Consider the following 15278-nt stretch of genomic DNA (forward strand, 5'->3'; position numbering starts at 1 on the left):
CGATGGACGCGCTCGCCCACGCGCTGCTGGGCGCCACGCTGGCGCAAGCCACCTCGGCGCGCTGCGCCGCGCTGACGCCACGGCAGTGCCTGGCGGTCTGCAGCAGCGCTGCGATCTTCCCCGATATCGACTTCATCGGCTTCCTCGTCGATCCGCTGCGCTTTCTCGCCGAGTGGCACCAGGGCCCGACGCATTCGCTCATCCTGCTACCGCTGTGGGCCGCGCTGATCGGAGGCGCGTTCGCGCTGGCGGCCAGGCGCAGGGCGGATTTTCTGCCGGCCTGCGCTTTCGCCGCCGTCGGGCTCGCTTCGCACATCGTGCTCGACCTGATGACGGCCTACGGCACCGCGCTCTTCCATCCACTCAGCCAGCAACGGTTCTGGATCGGCAGCCTGTTCCTGGTGGACCCGGTATTCCTGCTGATCGCCCTGGGCGCGCTGGTCGCCAGCCTGCGGCTGCGCAAACGCTGGCCCGCCCTCGCGGGCATCGCGCTGCTCGCGCTGTATGCGGGCGGCCAGACTCTGCAGCAGCTACGCGCCAGCGACATCGCGCGCCAGTGGGCGCAGGCCAATGGCATCGTGCCGACGCGGGTGGCGGCGCTGGCCCAGCCGCTGTCGCCCTTCAACTGGAAACTGCTGGTGGTCGATGGCGAGCGTTATCACCAGGCCCATCTGAAGCTCGACGCTGGCGCCGCAGCGCTGCCGATCCCGTGGCCGCTGGGCGAGCTTGCCCGGGCCTACCGGCCGCCGGAGCGGCTGGTCTGGCAGCTGCGTTATCGCTACGGCGCGGATGCCGCCCTGCAGCCGCAGGTGCAGGCGCGCTGGCACGACCCCCGCTTCGCGTCCTACCGCCGCTTCGCGCTCTTTCCGGCCCTGTCGCGGATCGACCGCGGCGGCGAAACCTGTATCTGGTTCACCGACCTGCGCTACGACCTGCCGACCCTGCCCGACACCTTTCGCTACGGCTTCTGCCGCGGCGGCGAAACGCTGCCCTGGCGGTTGTATCGCCTGCGCTACTTCTCGGTCGATTCGCGGCAAGGGCTGAAGTCCGTGGATTGAGCAAGCGGTGCCGACCGCCCAATCCGTCGCAGGCGGGAAACGTGGAACATGGCGCGACGATCTCGGCTGCGGTGAGCGGTGTCACCATATGGCCAAGGCAGCAGCGGCAGATGCGATTGCCCTGTCATTCGCTTCCGCGTGGACGCCCAGCGGGTGCTCATGTGCTACATCTATCCTGCGAATTTGCGTAGGACTGGGACCCAGGGAGAACCGCACGATGTCCGATGAGCTTGTGATACGCCAGATGACCCGCGCCGAGCTGGACCTGTTGGTCGGCTGGGCGGCGGAGGAGGGCTGGAATCCCGGCCGGCACGATGCCGAAGTGTTCTGGGCCTCCGACCCCGAGGCCTTCCTCGCCGCCGAGCTGGACGGCGAACTGATCGGCGGTGGCGCCATCACCTGCTACGGCGGCGAGTTCGGCTTCATGGGCTTCTTCATCGTGCGCCCTGAATTTCGCGGCCATGGCTTCGGCGATACGCTGTGGCACGCCCGCCGCGACCGTCTGCTGGCCCGCCTGCGCCCGGGGGCGAGCATTGGCATGGACGGCGTATTCGCCATGCAGGACTACTACGCCAAGGGCGGCTTTGTGTTCTCCCATCGCAACCTGCGTTTCCGCACCGACATCCCGCCGCAGCCGGCTGCGGCGGCGGTCTGTGACGCAACCATCGTCCCGCTCGCCACTGTGCCGTTCGAGCACGTGCTCGATTACGACCGCACCTGCTTCCCCGCGCCGCGCCCGACCTTCCTCGCGGGCTGGATCGCCCAGCCCGATGCGCTCGCCCTCGGCTGCCTGCGCGATGGCCGGCTGAGCGGCTACGGCGTCGTGCGTCGCTGCCAGGACGGCTGCAAGATCGGCCCGCTGTTCGCCGACGACGCCCGGGCCGCCGAAGCCCTCTACGTCCAGCTGGCGGCATTCGCCGCCGGCGGCCCGCTGTTTCTCGACGCGCCGGAGAACAACCCGGCCGCCATGGCCCTGGTGCGCCAGCACGGGATGGTCGAGGTGTTCGGCTGCGCGCGCATGTACCTCGGTCCGGTACCGGCGCTCGCGCACGAGCGGGTGTTCGGCGTCACCACCTTCGAGCTGGGCTGATGGCCGGGCGCGACCTCACCGGCTACGCCGGCCGGCCACCCCACCCGCACTGGCCGGGCGAGGCGCGCATCGCCGTGCAGTTCGTTCTGAACGTCGAGGAGGGCGCCGAATCCTGCGTCCTCAATGGCGACGCCCAGTCCGAGGCTTACCTGCACGAGCTGCCGGGGCGCCCGCCACGCCCGGGCGAGCGCGACCCGAGCGTCGAGAGCCTGTACGAATACGGCTCGCGCGCCGGCGTCTGGCGCATCCTCGAGCTGTTCGCCGCCCGCGGCCTGCCGCTGACCGCCTTCGCCGTCGGCCGGGCGCTGGAACTCGTCCCCGATATCGGCCAGGCGCTGGCCGCCGCCGGCCACGAGGTCGCCGGCCATGGCTATCGCTGGCTCGACTACCGCCAGATTGCCGAGGACGAGGAGCGCCGCCATATCCGGCAGACCATCGAGGCCATCGAACGGATCTGCGGCCAGCGCCCGGTTGGCTGGTACACCGGGCGGGTCAGCCACCACACCCGGCGCCTGCTGCAGGAGACCGGCGGTTTCCTCTACAGCTCCGACGCCTACAACGACGACCTGCCGTACTGGCTGCCCGGCACGCCGGCGCAGCTGGTGATTCCCTACACCCTGGTCAACAACGACGCGCGCTACCTGCTGCCCAACGGCTTCGCCAGCGGCGAGGACTTCTTCCGCCTGCTCAAGGACGCCTTCGACCTGCTCTGGCGGGAGGGCGAGCGGCAGCCGAAGATGATGAGCGTCGGCCTGCATGGCCGCATCAGCGGTCATCCCGCCCGCGCCATGGCCCTGGCGCGCTTTCTCGACTACATCCAGGACCACGACCGGGTGTGGATCTGCCGGCGGGAGGAGATTGCGCGGCATTGGCTGGTCGAGCATCCGGTTGGCAAGGCAGAGCCTGCTTCCTGAAGCTGCCTGGCGCGTCGGCGTCCCTGCCGAGGGGTACGGGCTTTGTGCAAGGCCCGATGGTGACGAACCGCGGCGCTCGATAGCCGCGCCGGTCACATCTCGATGATCATCTCGAAGCCGCCATAGATCAGGCGCTGGCCGTCGAATGGCATCGGATTCTTGTCCGGCTGCAGGCGCGGATCGGCCATGGCCTTCTCCATCGCCTGGTCGCGGACCGCGCGAGAAGGCCAGATGATCCAGGAAAAGACCACGGTTTCATCGGGCTTGCACTTCACCGCCATGGGGAAGGACGTCACCTTGCCCTCAGGCACATCGTCGCCCCAGCACTCGACCAGCTTGAGTGCGCCGTATTCCTTGAAGACGGCACCGGCGGCCTCTGCGTGTTTTCTGTAGATTTCCTTGTTTGCCGTGGGCACGGCAAGGACGAACCCGTCAACGTAGGACATTTCAAGCCTCCTCTTTCTGCGTGGAAGAGCGAGTGTGTGACAGCCGGTTGAGTCTAGGTCAGTGCTCGGGGATTCGCCGCCAGGCACTCGCCGGCTTGCCACCCGCGCTACCTGCGGCAAGAGCCCGGCGGCGACTGGTCGACCCAACCGCAGGGCTCCGTCATCCGGTCCCTTTCGAGACGGGAAACATGGGGCACCCTCAACGTTCGACAGGCGTGGCAGGCAAACAGCTCAACGGATCGATGGATGGCTTAGGCGCCACGCTCAGTACCCGCTTTAAGTTCGCTGGCTAGACGATTGAGGTTCTGTTCATGGCTGGCTCCACGATCTGCCGCATGCTCTCTGCGACCTTGGCATCGGCGAAATCCTGCTCCCAGGAGACCAGGGGTCCGTCAGCAGCCGCAGACAAGGCGATGGTCAGGACGAACTGCGGCTGTGACAGGTGCCTGATACGGACCTGGGAATTCGGAACGATCTCGGCAAATTCCGACTGACACGCCGGAGCAGTACCCTTTACTTGCCACTGAAGGAGCACTGCTCCATCACCAGTCGCCATTCGCCGGCCTGCTTCTCCCAGACCATGACACACCGCTGGTCGTCCATGAATGAGGCCCCTTCGAACGAACCGGCGCCCTCATAGCGGTGCCGGACCACGGCCGCCTCATGGCCCAAGACGCGGACAACGACCTCGCTGCGCGTGCCATGATCCAGCCGATAGCTCGGGGAACAGATGATTGCCAGGATGGCGCGACGGTCGAGGGTCGAGCCGTCCGGGGCAACATAGAGGTAGTCCTCGGCCGCCAGTCGTTCCACGGTAGCGGCATCCTTGTCCAGCCACGCCCAAAACCAACGCTCGCTCAGGTCACGCAACACCGAGGTCATCCGCTGGACCTCCTACTCTCGAAGCGCTCACGACCGAGCGGTCCCATCTGCAGAGACTGCGTGGCCGGACTATTCGGACAAACTGCGACGGTATCTCTCGCCGCAGCTCTGGAGTGCGGCTTTCAGAGGGCTGGAAGATGTCATGCCCCACGGCGGAAACGCCCTTGCACCATCTGATCGGCTGTCCCTGAGCGTAGCTCCACCCATAAAGAAAACAACCGGGACGCTTCCCGCAGTCCCGGTCGTTTTTCAGCCATCAAGCAAGGCTCAATAGCTTATTCGCCGCTCAACACCCGTCCCAGCATCCGAGCGCCCGCGACCTGCTGCGCGAGGGCGGCGGCGCGACCATTCAGGCACCCTGGCCGGCCGCACGCCTGAGTTCCTCGATATCCCGCTTCGGCGATGCGCCGAACAGGCGGCCGTACTCGCGGCTGAACTGCGACGGGCTCTCGTAGCCGACGGCGAAGGCCGAGCTCGACACGTCCTGGTTCTCCGACAGCATCAGCCGGCGCGCCTCGCCCAGGCGCAGCCACTTCTGGTACTGCAGCGGGCTCATCGCGGTGATCTGCTTGAAGTGCTGGTGGAAGGTCGAGGGGCTCATCCTCACCGAGGCGGCCAGCTCTTCCACCCGCAGGGTCTGGCGGTAGTTGTGCCGGATCCAGTCCACCGCGCGGGCGATGCGGTGCACCTGGCTGTCGGCGGCGGTGACCTGCCACAGCCGGGCGCTCTGGTCGCTGGCGATCAGGCGGTAGTAGATCTCTCGTTCGATCAAGGGCGCGAGCAGGGGAATTGACTCGGGCTCGTCGAGCAGGCTGACCAGCCGCACCAGCGCGCGCAGCAGGGTAGGGGACGTCCGGCCGAGGAACATGCCGGGATCGCCGGCCTTGCCGGCCGGGGCGGTGAAGCCGCTCTGCAGCATGACTTCCGAGACGACGCGCAGATCCAGCCCGAGCATCAGGCCCAAGTATGGTCGCTCCTCGTCGGCCTCGACGATGTGCATCATCGCCGGCAGATCCAGCGAGGTGATCAGGAAGCTGTGGATGTCGTAGGTGAAGGCCTCCTGGCCGAACAGGGCGCGCTTGGTGCCCTGCACGACGACGAACAGGCTCGGCCCCACCGTGCAGTAGTCCGGCTGGGTCGGCGCGGTGCGGCGGAACAGGCCCAGATTGGCGATGGGCGTCTGCACGTCCTGCGCGTCACGGGTCCAGCGCGCCACGGCCTGCACCAGGGTCTGCCGGAGTTCTTCGAATCCTCCGGACTCGGCGAGAAAAGTGTCAGTCATTCGATGCCTACCCGGGCTCGCGTTCGCTCATCGGCAGCCGGGCAGGGCGGCGTGCACCGGCACGCAAGCCCTGTCTTTCCGGCAGATCGGCACCGTTAGCCCGCACGATGCCTGCACGGCGAGTTATGCCTCAGGCACCGCCCGCTGGCAATGCCGTCACGCGCGCAACAGGGCACATCCGGAGGATCAGGCAAGAAGTCGCCAGTAATGAGCTAACCCGCCGCAGGGAGCCGCGGCAAGAATGTCCTCAACCCCCCAGGCCTTGACCGAGGACCTCCCACGAGGAAGCCGCCAATGAAGAACCTCCTACTCTCCATGGGACTGTTGATCAGCTCCTTCAGCGCAATAGGTGCCGAAATGCCTGCCGATGCCAACAACTTCTACCAGAGCCAGCAACTGACCGTGCAGAAGGTCAGCTTCAATAACCAGTACCGCATGCAAGTCGCCGGCAACCTCTACCTGCCCAAGGACATGGACCCGCAGGTGCGCTACCCGGCGATCATCGTCGGCCACCCCATGGGCGCGGTGAAGGAGCAGAGCGCCAACCTCTATGCGCAGAAGATGGCCGAGCAGGGCTTCGTCACCCTGTCGCTGGACCTGTCGTTCTGGGGAGAAAGCGAAGGCGAGCCGCGCAACGCCGTGTCTCCGGACATCTACGCCGAAGACTTCAGTGCCGCCGTGGACTTCCTCGGCACCCGCGCCTTCGTCGACCGCGAGCGCATCGGCGTGCTCGGCGTCTGCGGCAGCGGCAGCTTCGCCATCAGCGCCGCCAAGATCGACCCGCGCCTGAAGGCCATCGCCACCGTCAGCATGTACGACATGGGCGGCGCCAACCGCAACGCGCTGAACCACTCGCTGAGCCTGGAGCAGCGCAAGGCGATCATCGCCGAAGCGGCCGAGCAGCGTTACGTCGAGTTCGCCGGCGGCGAAACCCGCTACACCAGCGGCACGGTGCATCAGCTGGACGCGGACACCCACCCGATCCAGCGCGAATTCTTCGAGTTCTACCGCACCCCGCGCGGCGAGTTCACCCCGACCGGCGCCTCGCCGCAGCTGACCACCCACCCGACCCTGACCAGCAACGTGAAGTTCATGAACTTCTACCCGTTCAACGACATCGACACCATCGCGCCGCGGCCGATGCTGTTCATCGCCGGCGAGAACGCCCACTCCCGCGAGTTCAGCGACGAGGCCTACCGCCTCGCTGGCGAACCCAAGGAGCTGGTGCTGGTGCCGGGGGCCGGCCACGTGGATCTGTACGACCGTACCGGGCTGATTCCCTTCGAGCGCCTGACCAGTTTCTTCCGCAGCAACCTGAAGTAAGCCGATAACCAGTGCCCCGCGGCGTGCGGGGCATGCGTTGGCAAGCGGCCGTGCAAAAGCCCGGCCTCCCTCACGCCGCCGCACCTACTTCCGCGCCACCGCGCCACCGCGTTGCACCACTCCCTTGGGAGGCGGTGCCGGGTGGCGCATTGCCCGAGAACACTGATGACGACCTCAACGCTCCAACCTGAATCTGCCCAGCGGCGGATGCGCGGCGCCGTGGACTCCATGGCGCTGTGCGTGGCGATGCTGATCGCCTCCGAGTTCATGCCGGTCAGCCTGCTGACCCCGATTGCCGCCGACCTGCAGGCCACCCAAGGTCAGGTCGGCCAGGCCATCTCGGTGTCCGGCCTGTTCGCGGTGCTGTCCAGCCTGTTCATCGCGCCGCTCGCCGGGCGCTTCGACACCCGCCACGTGCTGCTGAGCATGACCCTGCTGATGCTGCTGTCGTTGGTGATGATCGCCTTGGCGCCCAGCTTCGCCCTGCTGATGGCGGCCCGCGCCCTGCTGGGCCTGTCGATCGGCGGCTTCTGGTCGCTCTCCACGGCGACCATCATCCGCCTGGTGCCCGCCGACCGTGTGGCGCAGGCGCTTGGCTCCATCTACATGGGCAATGCCATCGCCACCGCGTTCGCCGCGCCGCTGGGTGCCTACCTGGGCGGGATCTTCGGCTGGCGGGTGGTGTTCGCCGCTCTGGTGCCGCTGGTACTCATCAATCTGCTGTGGCAGGTCAAGGCGCTTCCCGCCATGCCGCCGCGCGCGAGCATTCCGGTCAGCCGCCTGTTCGGCCTGCTCAAGCGCCGCCACGTCGCCCTCGGCATGCTCTCGACCATGCTCACCTTCGCCGGCGCATTCGGTGCCTTCACCTACTTCCGTCCCTTCCTGGAGGCGGAAACCGGCGTGAACCCGAGCCAGCTGTCGCTGTTGCTGCTCGGCCTGGGCGTGGCCAGCTTCGCCGGCACCCACTTCGCCAGCCGCATGCTGCACCGGGACCGCCTCTACCCGCTGCTGCGCTACCTCCCATTGGGCCTGGCCGGCGTCACTCTGGCCATGATGGCCTCGGGGCATCTGTTCTGGGCGGTGGCAGCCGTGATGGTCGGCTGGGGCGCCCTGAACGCGGCCATTCCCGTGTGCTGGTCAACCTGGCTGGCCAGGGAGCTCGGCGACGAGCCGGAAAGCGGCGGTGGACTGCTGGTCGCCTCCATCCAGCTGGCGATCATGCTCGGCGGCGCCCTGGGCGGCCAACTGCTCGACCATGCCAGCACTTCGGCTCCACTGGTGGGTGGGGCGGTGTTGCTGGGTTTGTCTGCGCTGATTACTGGTGATGGCAGTCGGATTAGGCGGGAGGTGCGGGGGTGAGGGCTGGCGGGGGGGATGGTGAGGAATGGACTTGGTGGGTGATGGGCAGATGGGCTTGCTCCGATCAAGCCGTAGGGGGGAGCGCACCCTACGGCCGGTCACACAAAATAAATCTGTTCCCTTTGCTGCAGCACGTCCGCATCTGTGTCCATCCTGCACGGGGTTCGAGGATGATTACTCTACTGGCGTAAGTACAGGCTGCCCCGCAAAATGAGCCACAAGGTTATCGAACGTCAAATCCAGCATTGCACGCACGGTGGTTTCCGTGGTGCTCGCCATATGAGGCGTCAATACCACGTTGTCGAGTGCAAGCAGTGCCTCTGGAATATGTGGCTCGTTACAGAATACATCGATCCCCGCCGCCAGGATCTTGCGTTCACGCAAGGCTTGTACCAGTGCGTTCTCATCGACAATGGAGCCGCGGGCGACATTGACCAGTACACCGGACGGCCCAAGCGCAGCGAGTACTGTATCGTCAATCAATGCGTGGGTAGTGCTGCCACCGCTCGCACACACCACAAGAAAGTCGACATTGGCTGCCAGGGTCCGCGCATCACTGTGCCAGCGATAAGGAACATCGGTCTTCGGTGTTCGACCCGTGTAAGAAACACTCATGCCGAAACCCAGGGCGCGTTCTGCCACCGCTCTGCCAATACGTCCCAGACCGACAATGCCGATACGTCCGCCGTATACGCGCGGTGTCACTGGGAACCGGCTCACTGTCCAATCCCCACGTCGGACGAACCTGTCGGCGGTCACCACCTGACGTGCGGCAGACAGCAGCAACGCCATGGCGAAGTCGGCAATGTCGTCGGTCGATAGCCCCGGGGTATGGGTTACGCATACCCCATGCTCGCGCGCTGCTTCAATGTCGATTCCGTCGTAACCGACACCAAGCACCGAAATGATCTCGAGGGCGGGCAAGCGTGCGATCAGGTCGCGCGTCACGATCGATTCGCCGCTTGCCACTATACCTCGCAGCCTGGGGGCTAGAGCCTGCAGGTGATCATCCTCGAGCTGGGCGTACTCGTGACAATCGAAATGCTCGCGCAGTTGCGCACAAAAGGCATCGGGAAATCTGGAGAGAAGCAATATGTTCGGCTTGACCATTATTGTTGCGTCCTGTCTGGGAAATATCCGAAATACTCAGGTTGCAGCGCCATTCTTGGGGCGTCGAAATCGGTTCATTTCACCACTCCGGACTCAATTTCCCGCATCGAAGCGCATGCATATGCAATCCCCTTTGCACCGGCTGGTCGAATGCCCTCGAGCCCATTAAAACAACCGGGACGCTCGCGCAGTCCCGGTCATTGTCAGTCATCAAGCAAGCCGCAGCCGCTTATTCCCCGTTCAACACCCGTCCCAGCATCCGATCCCCCTCGATGGTGGTGCGGTTGATCACCCGGCGCACGCCCGGCTTGGTGCCGGTGGCGCAATGCATGGCGCGCCAGTTGTCCCAGAGGACCATGTCGCCCTGGCGCCACTGGTGGAAGTAGTGGAATTCCGGCTTGCGGATATGCGCCACCAGGCGTTCGAGCAGTTCGATGGACTCGTCGTTGCACAGGCCGAAGCGCTGCGGGGTGATGACGCGGTCGAGGAACTGCTCGACCACGTTGAGCACCTTGCGGCCGCTGACCGGGTGGGTGATCACCGCCGGGTAGACGGCATCGGCGAAGTCGGGGAAGCCGATGTCCGCGGGCTTCTTCGGCAGGCCGGGGCCCGGCACGTAGCCGTCGACGTCGACGTAGCGCATGTGGCGGCGCTGCATGCTGAACGAGTAGGCCACTTCCAGCTTCTCCAGCAGGGCCTTGGTCTCGTCGTCGAGGGCGTCAAAGGCCTTGGCCAGGTCGCCGAAGCCGGTCATGCCGTCCTCCCTGGCGACTTCCACGGCGGTCAGCACGGCGCCGTGGTTGGGGCGGCCGGTGTAGTGCAGGTCGATGTGCCAATCGAGCCGGCCGACGATCTCCTCGCCGTGGTACCAAGCGGTGGAGAACCTGTCCTTGGCGCCGTTGTTCTCCAGCACGAAGAGTTCCGGGTACTGGTCCGAGGTGGTGACCTTGAGCGGGTGCATCTCCAGCTTGCCGAACAGGCGGCTGAAACGGATCTGGCTTTCCGGGGTGATCTGCTGGTCGCGGAACAGCAGGATGGCGTGTTCGTACCACAGCGCCTTCAGCTCGGCCTGCAGCTCCTCGCTGTAGGGACCGTTGATGTCGAAGCCGGAGACTTCGACGCCGACATTGTCCAGGGGGGTGACGATGAGGCTCATGGTTGCTCTCCTTATTGTTGTTATTCGAGGACGGACGGATCGTTGCGCAGCTCGCGGCGGGCCATGGCTTCCCAGAGGAAGGGGAAGCCGTTGGCGTCGGCGATCGCCAGGCGTTCGACCACCTCGTCGGGCAGCGGGCGACCGCCGCCGGCCAGCTTGACCTCGTAGGCGCGGCGGCAGCGCCATTCCAGGGTGACGACGCGCAGGTGGGCCTGGCGCAGGTCGCGGGCGACTACCAGCGAACCGTGGTTGGCCAGCAGCGCCCACTTGGCGTCGCCCAGGGCTTCGGCGGCGGACAGACTGGTCTGCTGCTTCTCGAAGGTGCCGGTGTAGTCGTCGTACAGCGGCAGCTCGACGCCGCAGTAGGCGCCGGACTGGTCGTAGACCGGCGGCACCTGCTGCAGGTCGGCCCAGATGCCGCTCCACCGGGCGTGGTTGTGGATCACCACGTTGGCGTCGGGGCGCAGCTCGTGCAGCTGCAGGTGCAGGCCGAGCGCCGGGGTGACGTTCCAGTCGCTGTCGAGGACCTTGCCGTGGCGGTCGAGGGTGACGATGTCGCTGGCGCGCAGCTCGTCCCAGGCCAGCTCCCAGGGGTTGGTGAGTATCGTGCCGTCGCTCTGGCGCACGGTGATGTGCCCGGCGATGTGGTCGTCCCAGCCCTCGCGTCTGAGCATCCGGCACATCAGCGCGACCTGCGCCTTGGCGCTCAGCTCGGGCAGCAGCGGACGCGCGCCGGGGTTGGGGGCGAACTTCTCCAGCAGTTGGGTGTTGATGCCTTCGGTTCTCAGCATGGCGATGCTCCGGTGTTGGTTTGGCGGGTCTTGTTGTTGGTTCGATGCTAGGGCTGAAAGCCGGCGTGGGCATTGCCGATGTGGTCAGATCGCTGGCCGATCAGGACATGTTGCCGGGGCGTGGCGGGCACGGTCAGTCGCCGCGCCGGGGTGCAGGGCAAGCGCAATCCGCTGTAGGGGCGAATTCATTCGCCTTGCCGGGGTATTTCGGCGAATGAATTCGCCCCTACAAAGAGGTGGGCTGCGGCTGCGACAGGGAGGGATTCAGCCGAACAGCCGCTCGCGGAAGGCGCTGGGCGACAGCCCGGTCCACTTCTTGAAGGCGCGGAAGAAGCCTGAATTGTCGGCGTAGCCGAGCTGCTGGGCGATGCGGGTGATGCTCTGGGTGGGGTCGCTGAGCGCCCGGCGGGCGTGGATCTCGCGCACCTGGTCGACCAGTTGCTGGTACTGCCAGCCCTGGGCGAGCAGCTTGCGGCTGAGGGTGCGCGGGCTGCAGTGCAGGGCCTCGGCGGCGGCGGCCAGGTCCGGCGGCTCGGCAATCTGTTCGACGATCATCTGCGAAAGCCGCCAGGCCACGTCGCCCCGGCTGAGCTCGATGCTGCGCCGCTCGCACAGGCTGGCGTACAGCGCGGCGCTCTGCGGGCTGGCGTGGGGCAACGGCTGGTCGAGCACGGCGGCGTCGAAGAACAGCTGGGTGGCCGGCGCGTCGAACTGGATCGGGCAGCCGAACACCGCGTGGTACTGCTCGGCATGCGCCGGTTCGGGGAAGTCGCAGCGCAGGCGGGTGACTGGCAGCGGCCGCCCCAGCACCCAGCGGCAGCTGGCGACGATGCTGCCCAGCACGTCCTCCACGGCCAGCAGGCGCAGCGGGCCGAGGTCGTCCTTGGCGTGGACCTGGTAGCAGCCCTGGCCTTCGATCTCGCTGAACGCGGTGACGATCGAGCGCCCGGAGAAGCGCCCCGGGTAGTTCTGGTAGCGCAGGCCGGTCTGGCTCGCCTCGCGCAGGGTGCTGCAGCTCATCATCAGGTAGCCGAGCTGGTCGAGGGTGGCCAGCGAGCGCTGGATGCCCAGTTGCAGGCCGAGGCCGGCGTTGCCGCTCTGCTGCAGCGCATCGAGCAGCAGCTCGCGGTGCTGCCCGGCGCTGACCACGGCATCGGCGTCCAGCAGGCGCGCGGGGTCCAGCCGGTGCCGGCGGGCCAGTTGCGCGCTGTCGATGCCCTGGCTGTGCAGGAAGTCGAGCAGCCAGACGATGTAGCGGGAATCGGTGTTGATAGTGTGCATCCTGGTGGCGATCTGTAGGGGCGAATTCATTCGCCTGGCGGCGTGTTTTGGCGAATGAATTCGCCCCTACAAGGCTCGGAAGTGCCCCGGTCGCCCGTCACGCTCACCGTGGCTCGCGCGGCATCCCCAGCGCCCGTTCGGCGATGATGTTGCGCTGGATCTCGTTGCTGCCGCCGTAGATGGTGTCCGAGCGGGTGAACAGGAACAGCGACTGCAGGCGCGACAGCTCGTAGGGCTCGCCGTCGAGGATTTCCGCCTGCGGGCCGAGCACGTCCATGGCCAGCTTGCCCAGCTCGACGTGCCAGGTGGACCAGGCCAGCTTGTAGCTCATCGCCTCGGGGCGCAGGCTGCCGTTCTGCGGGCCGGAGAGCATGCGCAGCGAGTTGTAGCGCAAGGTGCGCAGGCCGGCCCAGGCGCGGGCCAGACGCTGGCGCAGCATGGGGTCGGCGGCGGCGCCGTTGGCCTTGGCAATGCGCACGATCTCGTCCAGCTCGTTCTGGAACAGCATCTGCTGGCCGAGGGTGGAGACGCCGCGCTCGAAGCCGAGCAGGGCCATGGCGATCTTCCAGCCCTCGCCGGGTGCGCCGACGATGTTGTCCGCGGCGGTTTCGGCGTCGTCGAAGAACACCTCGTTGAACTCGCTGGTGCCGGTGATCTGCTTGATCGGTTGCACGCGGATGTTCGCCTGGTGCATCGGCACCAGGAAGAAGGACAGACCCTTGTGACCGACGCTGCCCGGCTCGGTGCGGGCGATCACGAAGCACCAGTCCGACTCGTGGGCCAGCGAGGTCCACACCTTCTGGCCGTTGATCAGCCAGCGATCACCCTCCAGGCGGGCACGGGTCTTCACCCCGGCCAGGTCGGAGCCGGCGCCCGGCTCGGAGTAGCCCTGGCACCAGAACTCGCGGCCTTCGAGGATGCCAGGCAGGAAGCGGCGCTTCTGCTCGTCAGTGCCGAAGGCGGCGATGGTCGGCCCGGCCAGCCCCTCGCCGATGTGGCCCATGCGTCCCGGGCCGCCGGCGCGGGCGTATTCCTCGTGGAAGATCACCTGCTGGCTGATCGACAGGCCGCGCCCGCCGCACTCGCGCGACCAGCCGAGGCCGATCCAGCCACCCCTGGCCATCTCGCGCTCCCACGCCTTGCGCTCCTCGGGGAACATGTGTTCGTCGCCGGGGCCGCCGCGAAAGCGCAGCTGCTCGAACTCGCCTTGCAGGTGCTGTTCGAGCCAGTGGGCGACTTCCTGGCGGAAGGCTTCGTCCTCGGTGCCGAATCCGATTTTCATGGGCGGGACTCCAGAATCAGGGTGGCCAGGCGCTCGCGGTGCCAGCTCGGCGTGCCGAGCAGCTGCTCGCTGGCGCGGGCGCGCTTGAAGTAGAGGTGCGGGTCGTACTCCCAGGTGAAGCCGACGCCGCCGTGCAGCTGGATCGACTCTTCCGCGCAATGCATGAAGGTCTCGCTGGCCTGGCTCTTGGCGATGGCGCAGGCCTCGGCCAGCTGGCCGGCCAGGTTCGCGTCGCCGTCTTCGACCAGCGCCTCGCGCGCCACGCAGGCGGCGTAGTAGCTGGCCGAGCGGGCGCACTCGATGGCCAGCATCAGGTCGGCGCAGCGGTGCTTGATGGCCTGGAAGCTGGCGATGGTGCGGCCGAACTGCTTGCGCTCGCCGATGTAGGCAAGGGTCAGGTCGAGGGTGCGCTGCGCGGCGCCGGTTTGCTCGCAGGCGAGAGCGATGGCGGCAACCTGCAGGACCTTGTCGAGCAGGGCTTCGCCGGAACCGTCGCCGTGCAGGCACTGCTCGGCGGCGACCGCCACGCCGTCCAGCTCGATGCGCGCGCGGCGGCGGGTCTGGTCGAGGGTCGGCAACGCCTGGCGGCGGATGCCGGCCTGGTTGGCGGGTACGGCGAACAGGCGCAGTGCGCCGGCGTCGTCGCGGGTCGCGACGATCAGCAGGTCGGCGCTGGCGCCGTCGAGCACTGCTCCATATATACCGTCGAGGCGCCAGCCGTCGCCGTTGCGGGTGGCGCGCGGCTGCTCGGCGGCGTGCCAGCCGTCGCGGCTCTCGCGCCAGGCGAGGGTGGCGGTCAGGCTGCCGGCGGCCAGTTCCGGCAGCCAGTGCTGGCGCAGCGCCTCGTTGTCGCCCAGCAGCAGCGCCGGGGTGGCCAGGCAGGCGCTGGCGAAGAACGGCGAGCAGAGCAGGTGCTGGCCCATCTGTTCGAGCAGGATCGCCTGCTCGACGAAGCCCAGGCCCACGCCGCCGTACTGCTCGGGAATCATCAGCCCCGGCCAGCACAGCTCCTCGGCGATCTGCCGCCACAGCTGCGCGTCGAAGCCCTGCGGGCTGGCCATGGCGGCACGCACTGCCGCCGAATCGGAGGCCGCGGCGAGAAAGCCCGCCGCGCTCTCCTGGATCATCAATTGTTCGTCACTCAGCGCGAAGTCCATTACCGGCTCCTCTGGCCCATTAGCAGGACTCGAGTGTGCGAGTGGCGCACTCGCGGGGAATCCCCGAAATGGACTAGAAGCCGCACCAGCCGGGCGGATCGGCACCTTCGCCGCTTAGTCTCAACGGACGATGAACCCCTGGCGCGG

At 67.0% G+C, this 15278-nt stretch carries 14 protein-coding genes; 5 read left to right on the plus strand and 9 right to left on the minus strand.

Going from position 1 to position 15278, the window contains the following annotated elements:
- The first annotated feature begins 2 nt into the window (after positions 1 to 2).
- From BMZ19_RS13550 to puuE, 3 genes are all read left to right on the plus strand, one after another.
- Positions 3 to 1058, plus strand: a complete 1056-nt coding sequence (locus tag BMZ19_RS13550) for a metal-dependent hydrolase (protein ID WP_090311730.1) — start codon at positions 3 to 5, stop codon at positions 1056 to 1058.
- 217 nt (positions 1059 to 1275) lie between these two features.
- Entirely contained in the window at positions 1276 to 2148 is an 873-nt protein-coding gene (locus BMZ19_RS13555; RefSeq protein ID WP_090311732.1) for a GNAT family N-acetyltransferase, read from the plus strand.
- On the plus strand, positions 2148 to 3062 hold the full coding sequence (gene puuE, locus BMZ19_RS13560; RefSeq protein ID WP_090311734.1) for an allantoinase PuuE: 915 nt from the start codon (positions 2148 to 2150) through the stop codon (positions 3060 to 3062). Before BMZ19_RS13555 ends, puuE begins: the two co-directional genes overlap by 1 nt.
- A gap of 92 nt (positions 3063 to 3154) precedes the next feature.
- On the opposite strand, the gene BMZ19_RS13565 is transcribed toward puuE, so the two are convergent.
- The 3 genes from BMZ19_RS13565 to BMZ19_RS13580 all read right to left on the minus strand — a co-directional run bounded on the left by BMZ19_RS13565 (position 3155) and on the right by BMZ19_RS13580 (position 5672).
- Entirely contained in the window at positions 3155 to 3508 is a 354-nt protein-coding gene (locus BMZ19_RS13565; protein ID WP_090311736.1) for a DUF1428 domain-containing protein, read from the minus strand.
- 513 nt (positions 3509 to 4021) lie between these two features.
- A complete protein-coding gene (locus BMZ19_RS13575) occupies positions 4022 to 4390 on the minus strand; it encodes a nuclear transport factor 2 family protein (protein ID WP_090311740.1) in 369 nt (122 codons plus the stop codon).
- A gap of 349 nt (positions 4391 to 4739) precedes the next feature.
- Positions 4740 to 5672, minus strand: a complete 933-nt coding sequence (locus BMZ19_RS13580) for an AraC family transcriptional regulator (RefSeq protein ID WP_090311742.1) — start codon at positions 5670 to 5672, stop codon at positions 4740 to 4742.
- 294 nt (positions 5673 to 5966) lie between these two features.
- Here BMZ19_RS13580 and BMZ19_RS13585 point away from each other — a divergent pair, with 294 nt between their 5' ends.
- Together BMZ19_RS13585 and BMZ19_RS13590 are read left to right on the plus strand one after the other, a co-directional pair.
- The gene (locus tag BMZ19_RS13585) at positions 5967 to 6995 is read left to right on the plus strand and encodes an alpha/beta hydrolase (RefSeq protein ID WP_090311744.1); all 1029 of its coding nucleotides are present in this window, start codon (positions 5967 to 5969) and stop codon (positions 6993 to 6995) included.
- A gap of 165 nt (positions 6996 to 7160) precedes the next feature.
- A complete protein-coding gene (locus BMZ19_RS13590; protein ID WP_170847765.1) occupies positions 7161 to 8354 on the plus strand; it encodes an MFS transporter in 1194 nt (397 codons plus the stop codon).
- A 174-nt stretch (positions 8355 to 8528) separates the two neighbouring features.
- Here the strand turns inward: BMZ19_RS13590 and BMZ19_RS13595 are convergent, their stop codons facing one another.
- The 6 genes from BMZ19_RS13595 to BMZ19_RS13620 all read right to left on the minus strand — a co-directional run bounded on the left by BMZ19_RS13595 (position 8529) and on the right by BMZ19_RS13620 (position 15131).
- Positions 8529 to 9464 (minus strand): 2-hydroxyacid dehydrogenase, encoded by a 936-nt coding sequence (locus tag BMZ19_RS13595; protein WP_090311747.1) that lies wholly within the window; start codon positions 9462 to 9464, stop codon positions 8529 to 8531.
- A gap of 229 nt (positions 9465 to 9693) precedes the next feature.
- Positions 9694 to 10620, minus strand: coding sequence for a TauD/TfdA dioxygenase family protein (locus tag BMZ19_RS13600; RefSeq protein ID WP_090311748.1), 927 nt, complete (start codon positions 10618 to 10620; stop codon positions 9694 to 9696).
- Between the two features lie 20 nt (positions 10621 to 10640).
- Entirely contained in the window at positions 10641 to 11411 is a 771-nt protein-coding gene (locus tag BMZ19_RS13605; RefSeq protein WP_090311750.1) for a class II aldolase/adducin family protein, read from the minus strand.
- A 264-nt stretch (positions 11412 to 11675) separates the two neighbouring features.
- Positions 11676 to 12692 carry an AraC family transcriptional regulator gene (locus tag BMZ19_RS13610; protein ID WP_212633236.1) on the minus strand — a complete coding sequence of 339 codons (1017 nt, stop codon included), beginning with the start codon at positions 12690 to 12692 and terminating at the stop codon, positions 11676 to 11678.
- A 103-nt stretch (positions 12693 to 12795) separates the two neighbouring features.
- On the minus strand, positions 12796 to 13974 hold the full coding sequence (locus BMZ19_RS13615) for an acyl-CoA dehydrogenase family protein (protein ID WP_090311752.1): 1179 nt from the start codon (positions 13972 to 13974) through the stop codon (positions 12796 to 12798).
- Positions 13971 to 15131, minus strand: coding sequence for an acyl-CoA dehydrogenase family protein (locus tag BMZ19_RS13620; protein WP_090311753.1), 1161 nt, complete (start codon positions 15129 to 15131; stop codon positions 13971 to 13973). The genes BMZ19_RS13615 and BMZ19_RS13620 overlap by 4 nt, the downstream gene beginning before the upstream one ends.
- Positions 15132 to 15278 lie beyond the last annotated feature (147 nt).

Source organism: Pseudomonas linyingensis (assembly GCF_900109175.1).
GTDB classification, from domain to species: Bacteria; Pseudomonadota; Gammaproteobacteria; order Pseudomonadales; family Pseudomonadaceae; genus Geopseudomonas; species Geopseudomonas linyingensis.

Excerpts from the sequence above, each read along its gene's own strand:
- BMZ19_RS13580 (WP_090311742.1), bottom strand. The coding sequence starts at position 5,672 with ATGACTGACACTTTTCTCGCCGAGTCCGGAGGATTCGAAGAACTCCGG.
- puuE (WP_090311734.1), top strand. The coding sequence starts at position 2,148 with ATGGCCGGGCGCGACCTCACCGGCTACGCCGGCCGGCCACCCCACCCG.
- BMZ19_RS13550 (WP_090311730.1), top strand. The coding sequence starts at position 3 with ATGGACGCGCTCGCCCACGCGCTGCTGGGCGCCACGCTGGCGCAAGCC.
- BMZ19_RS13585 (WP_090311744.1), top strand. The coding sequence starts at position 5,967 with ATGAAGAACCTCCTACTCTCCATGGGACTGTTGATCAGCTCCTTCAGC.
- BMZ19_RS13610 (WP_212633236.1), bottom strand. The coding sequence starts at position 12,692 with ATGCACACTATCAACACCGATTCCCGCTACATCGTCTGGCTGCTCGAC.
- BMZ19_RS13555 (WP_090311732.1), top strand. The coding sequence starts at position 1,276 with ATGTCCGATGAGCTTGTGATACGCCAGATGACCCGCGCCGAGCTGGAC.
- BMZ19_RS13565 (WP_090311736.1), bottom strand. The coding sequence starts at position 3,508 with ATGTCCTACGTTGACGGGTTCGTCCTTGCCGTGCCCACGGCAAACAAG.
- BMZ19_RS13600 (WP_090311748.1), bottom strand. The coding sequence starts at position 10,620 with ATGAGCCTCATCGTCACCCCCCTGGACAATGTCGGCGTCGAAGTCTCC.
- BMZ19_RS13595 (WP_090311747.1), bottom strand. The coding sequence starts at position 9,464 with ATGGTCAAGCCGAACATATTGCTTCTCTCCAGATTTCCCGATGCCTTT.
- BMZ19_RS13605 (WP_090311750.1), bottom strand. The coding sequence starts at position 11,411 with ATGCTGAGAACCGAAGGCATCAACACCCAACTGCTGGAGAAGTTCGCC.
- BMZ19_RS13615 (WP_090311752.1), bottom strand. The coding sequence starts at position 13,974 with ATGAAAATCGGATTCGGCACCGAGGACGAAGCCTTCCGCCAGGAAGTC.
- BMZ19_RS13575 (WP_090311740.1), bottom strand. The coding sequence starts at position 4,390 with ATGACCTCGGTGTTGCGTGACCTGAGCGAGCGTTGGTTTTGGGCGTGG.
- BMZ19_RS13620 (WP_090311753.1), bottom strand. The coding sequence starts at position 15,131 with ATGGACTTCGCGCTGAGTGACGAACAATTGATGATCCAGGAGAGCGCG.
- BMZ19_RS13590 (WP_170847765.1), top strand. The coding sequence starts at position 7,161 with ATGACGACCTCAACGCTCCAACCTGAATCTGCCCAGCGGCGGATGCGC.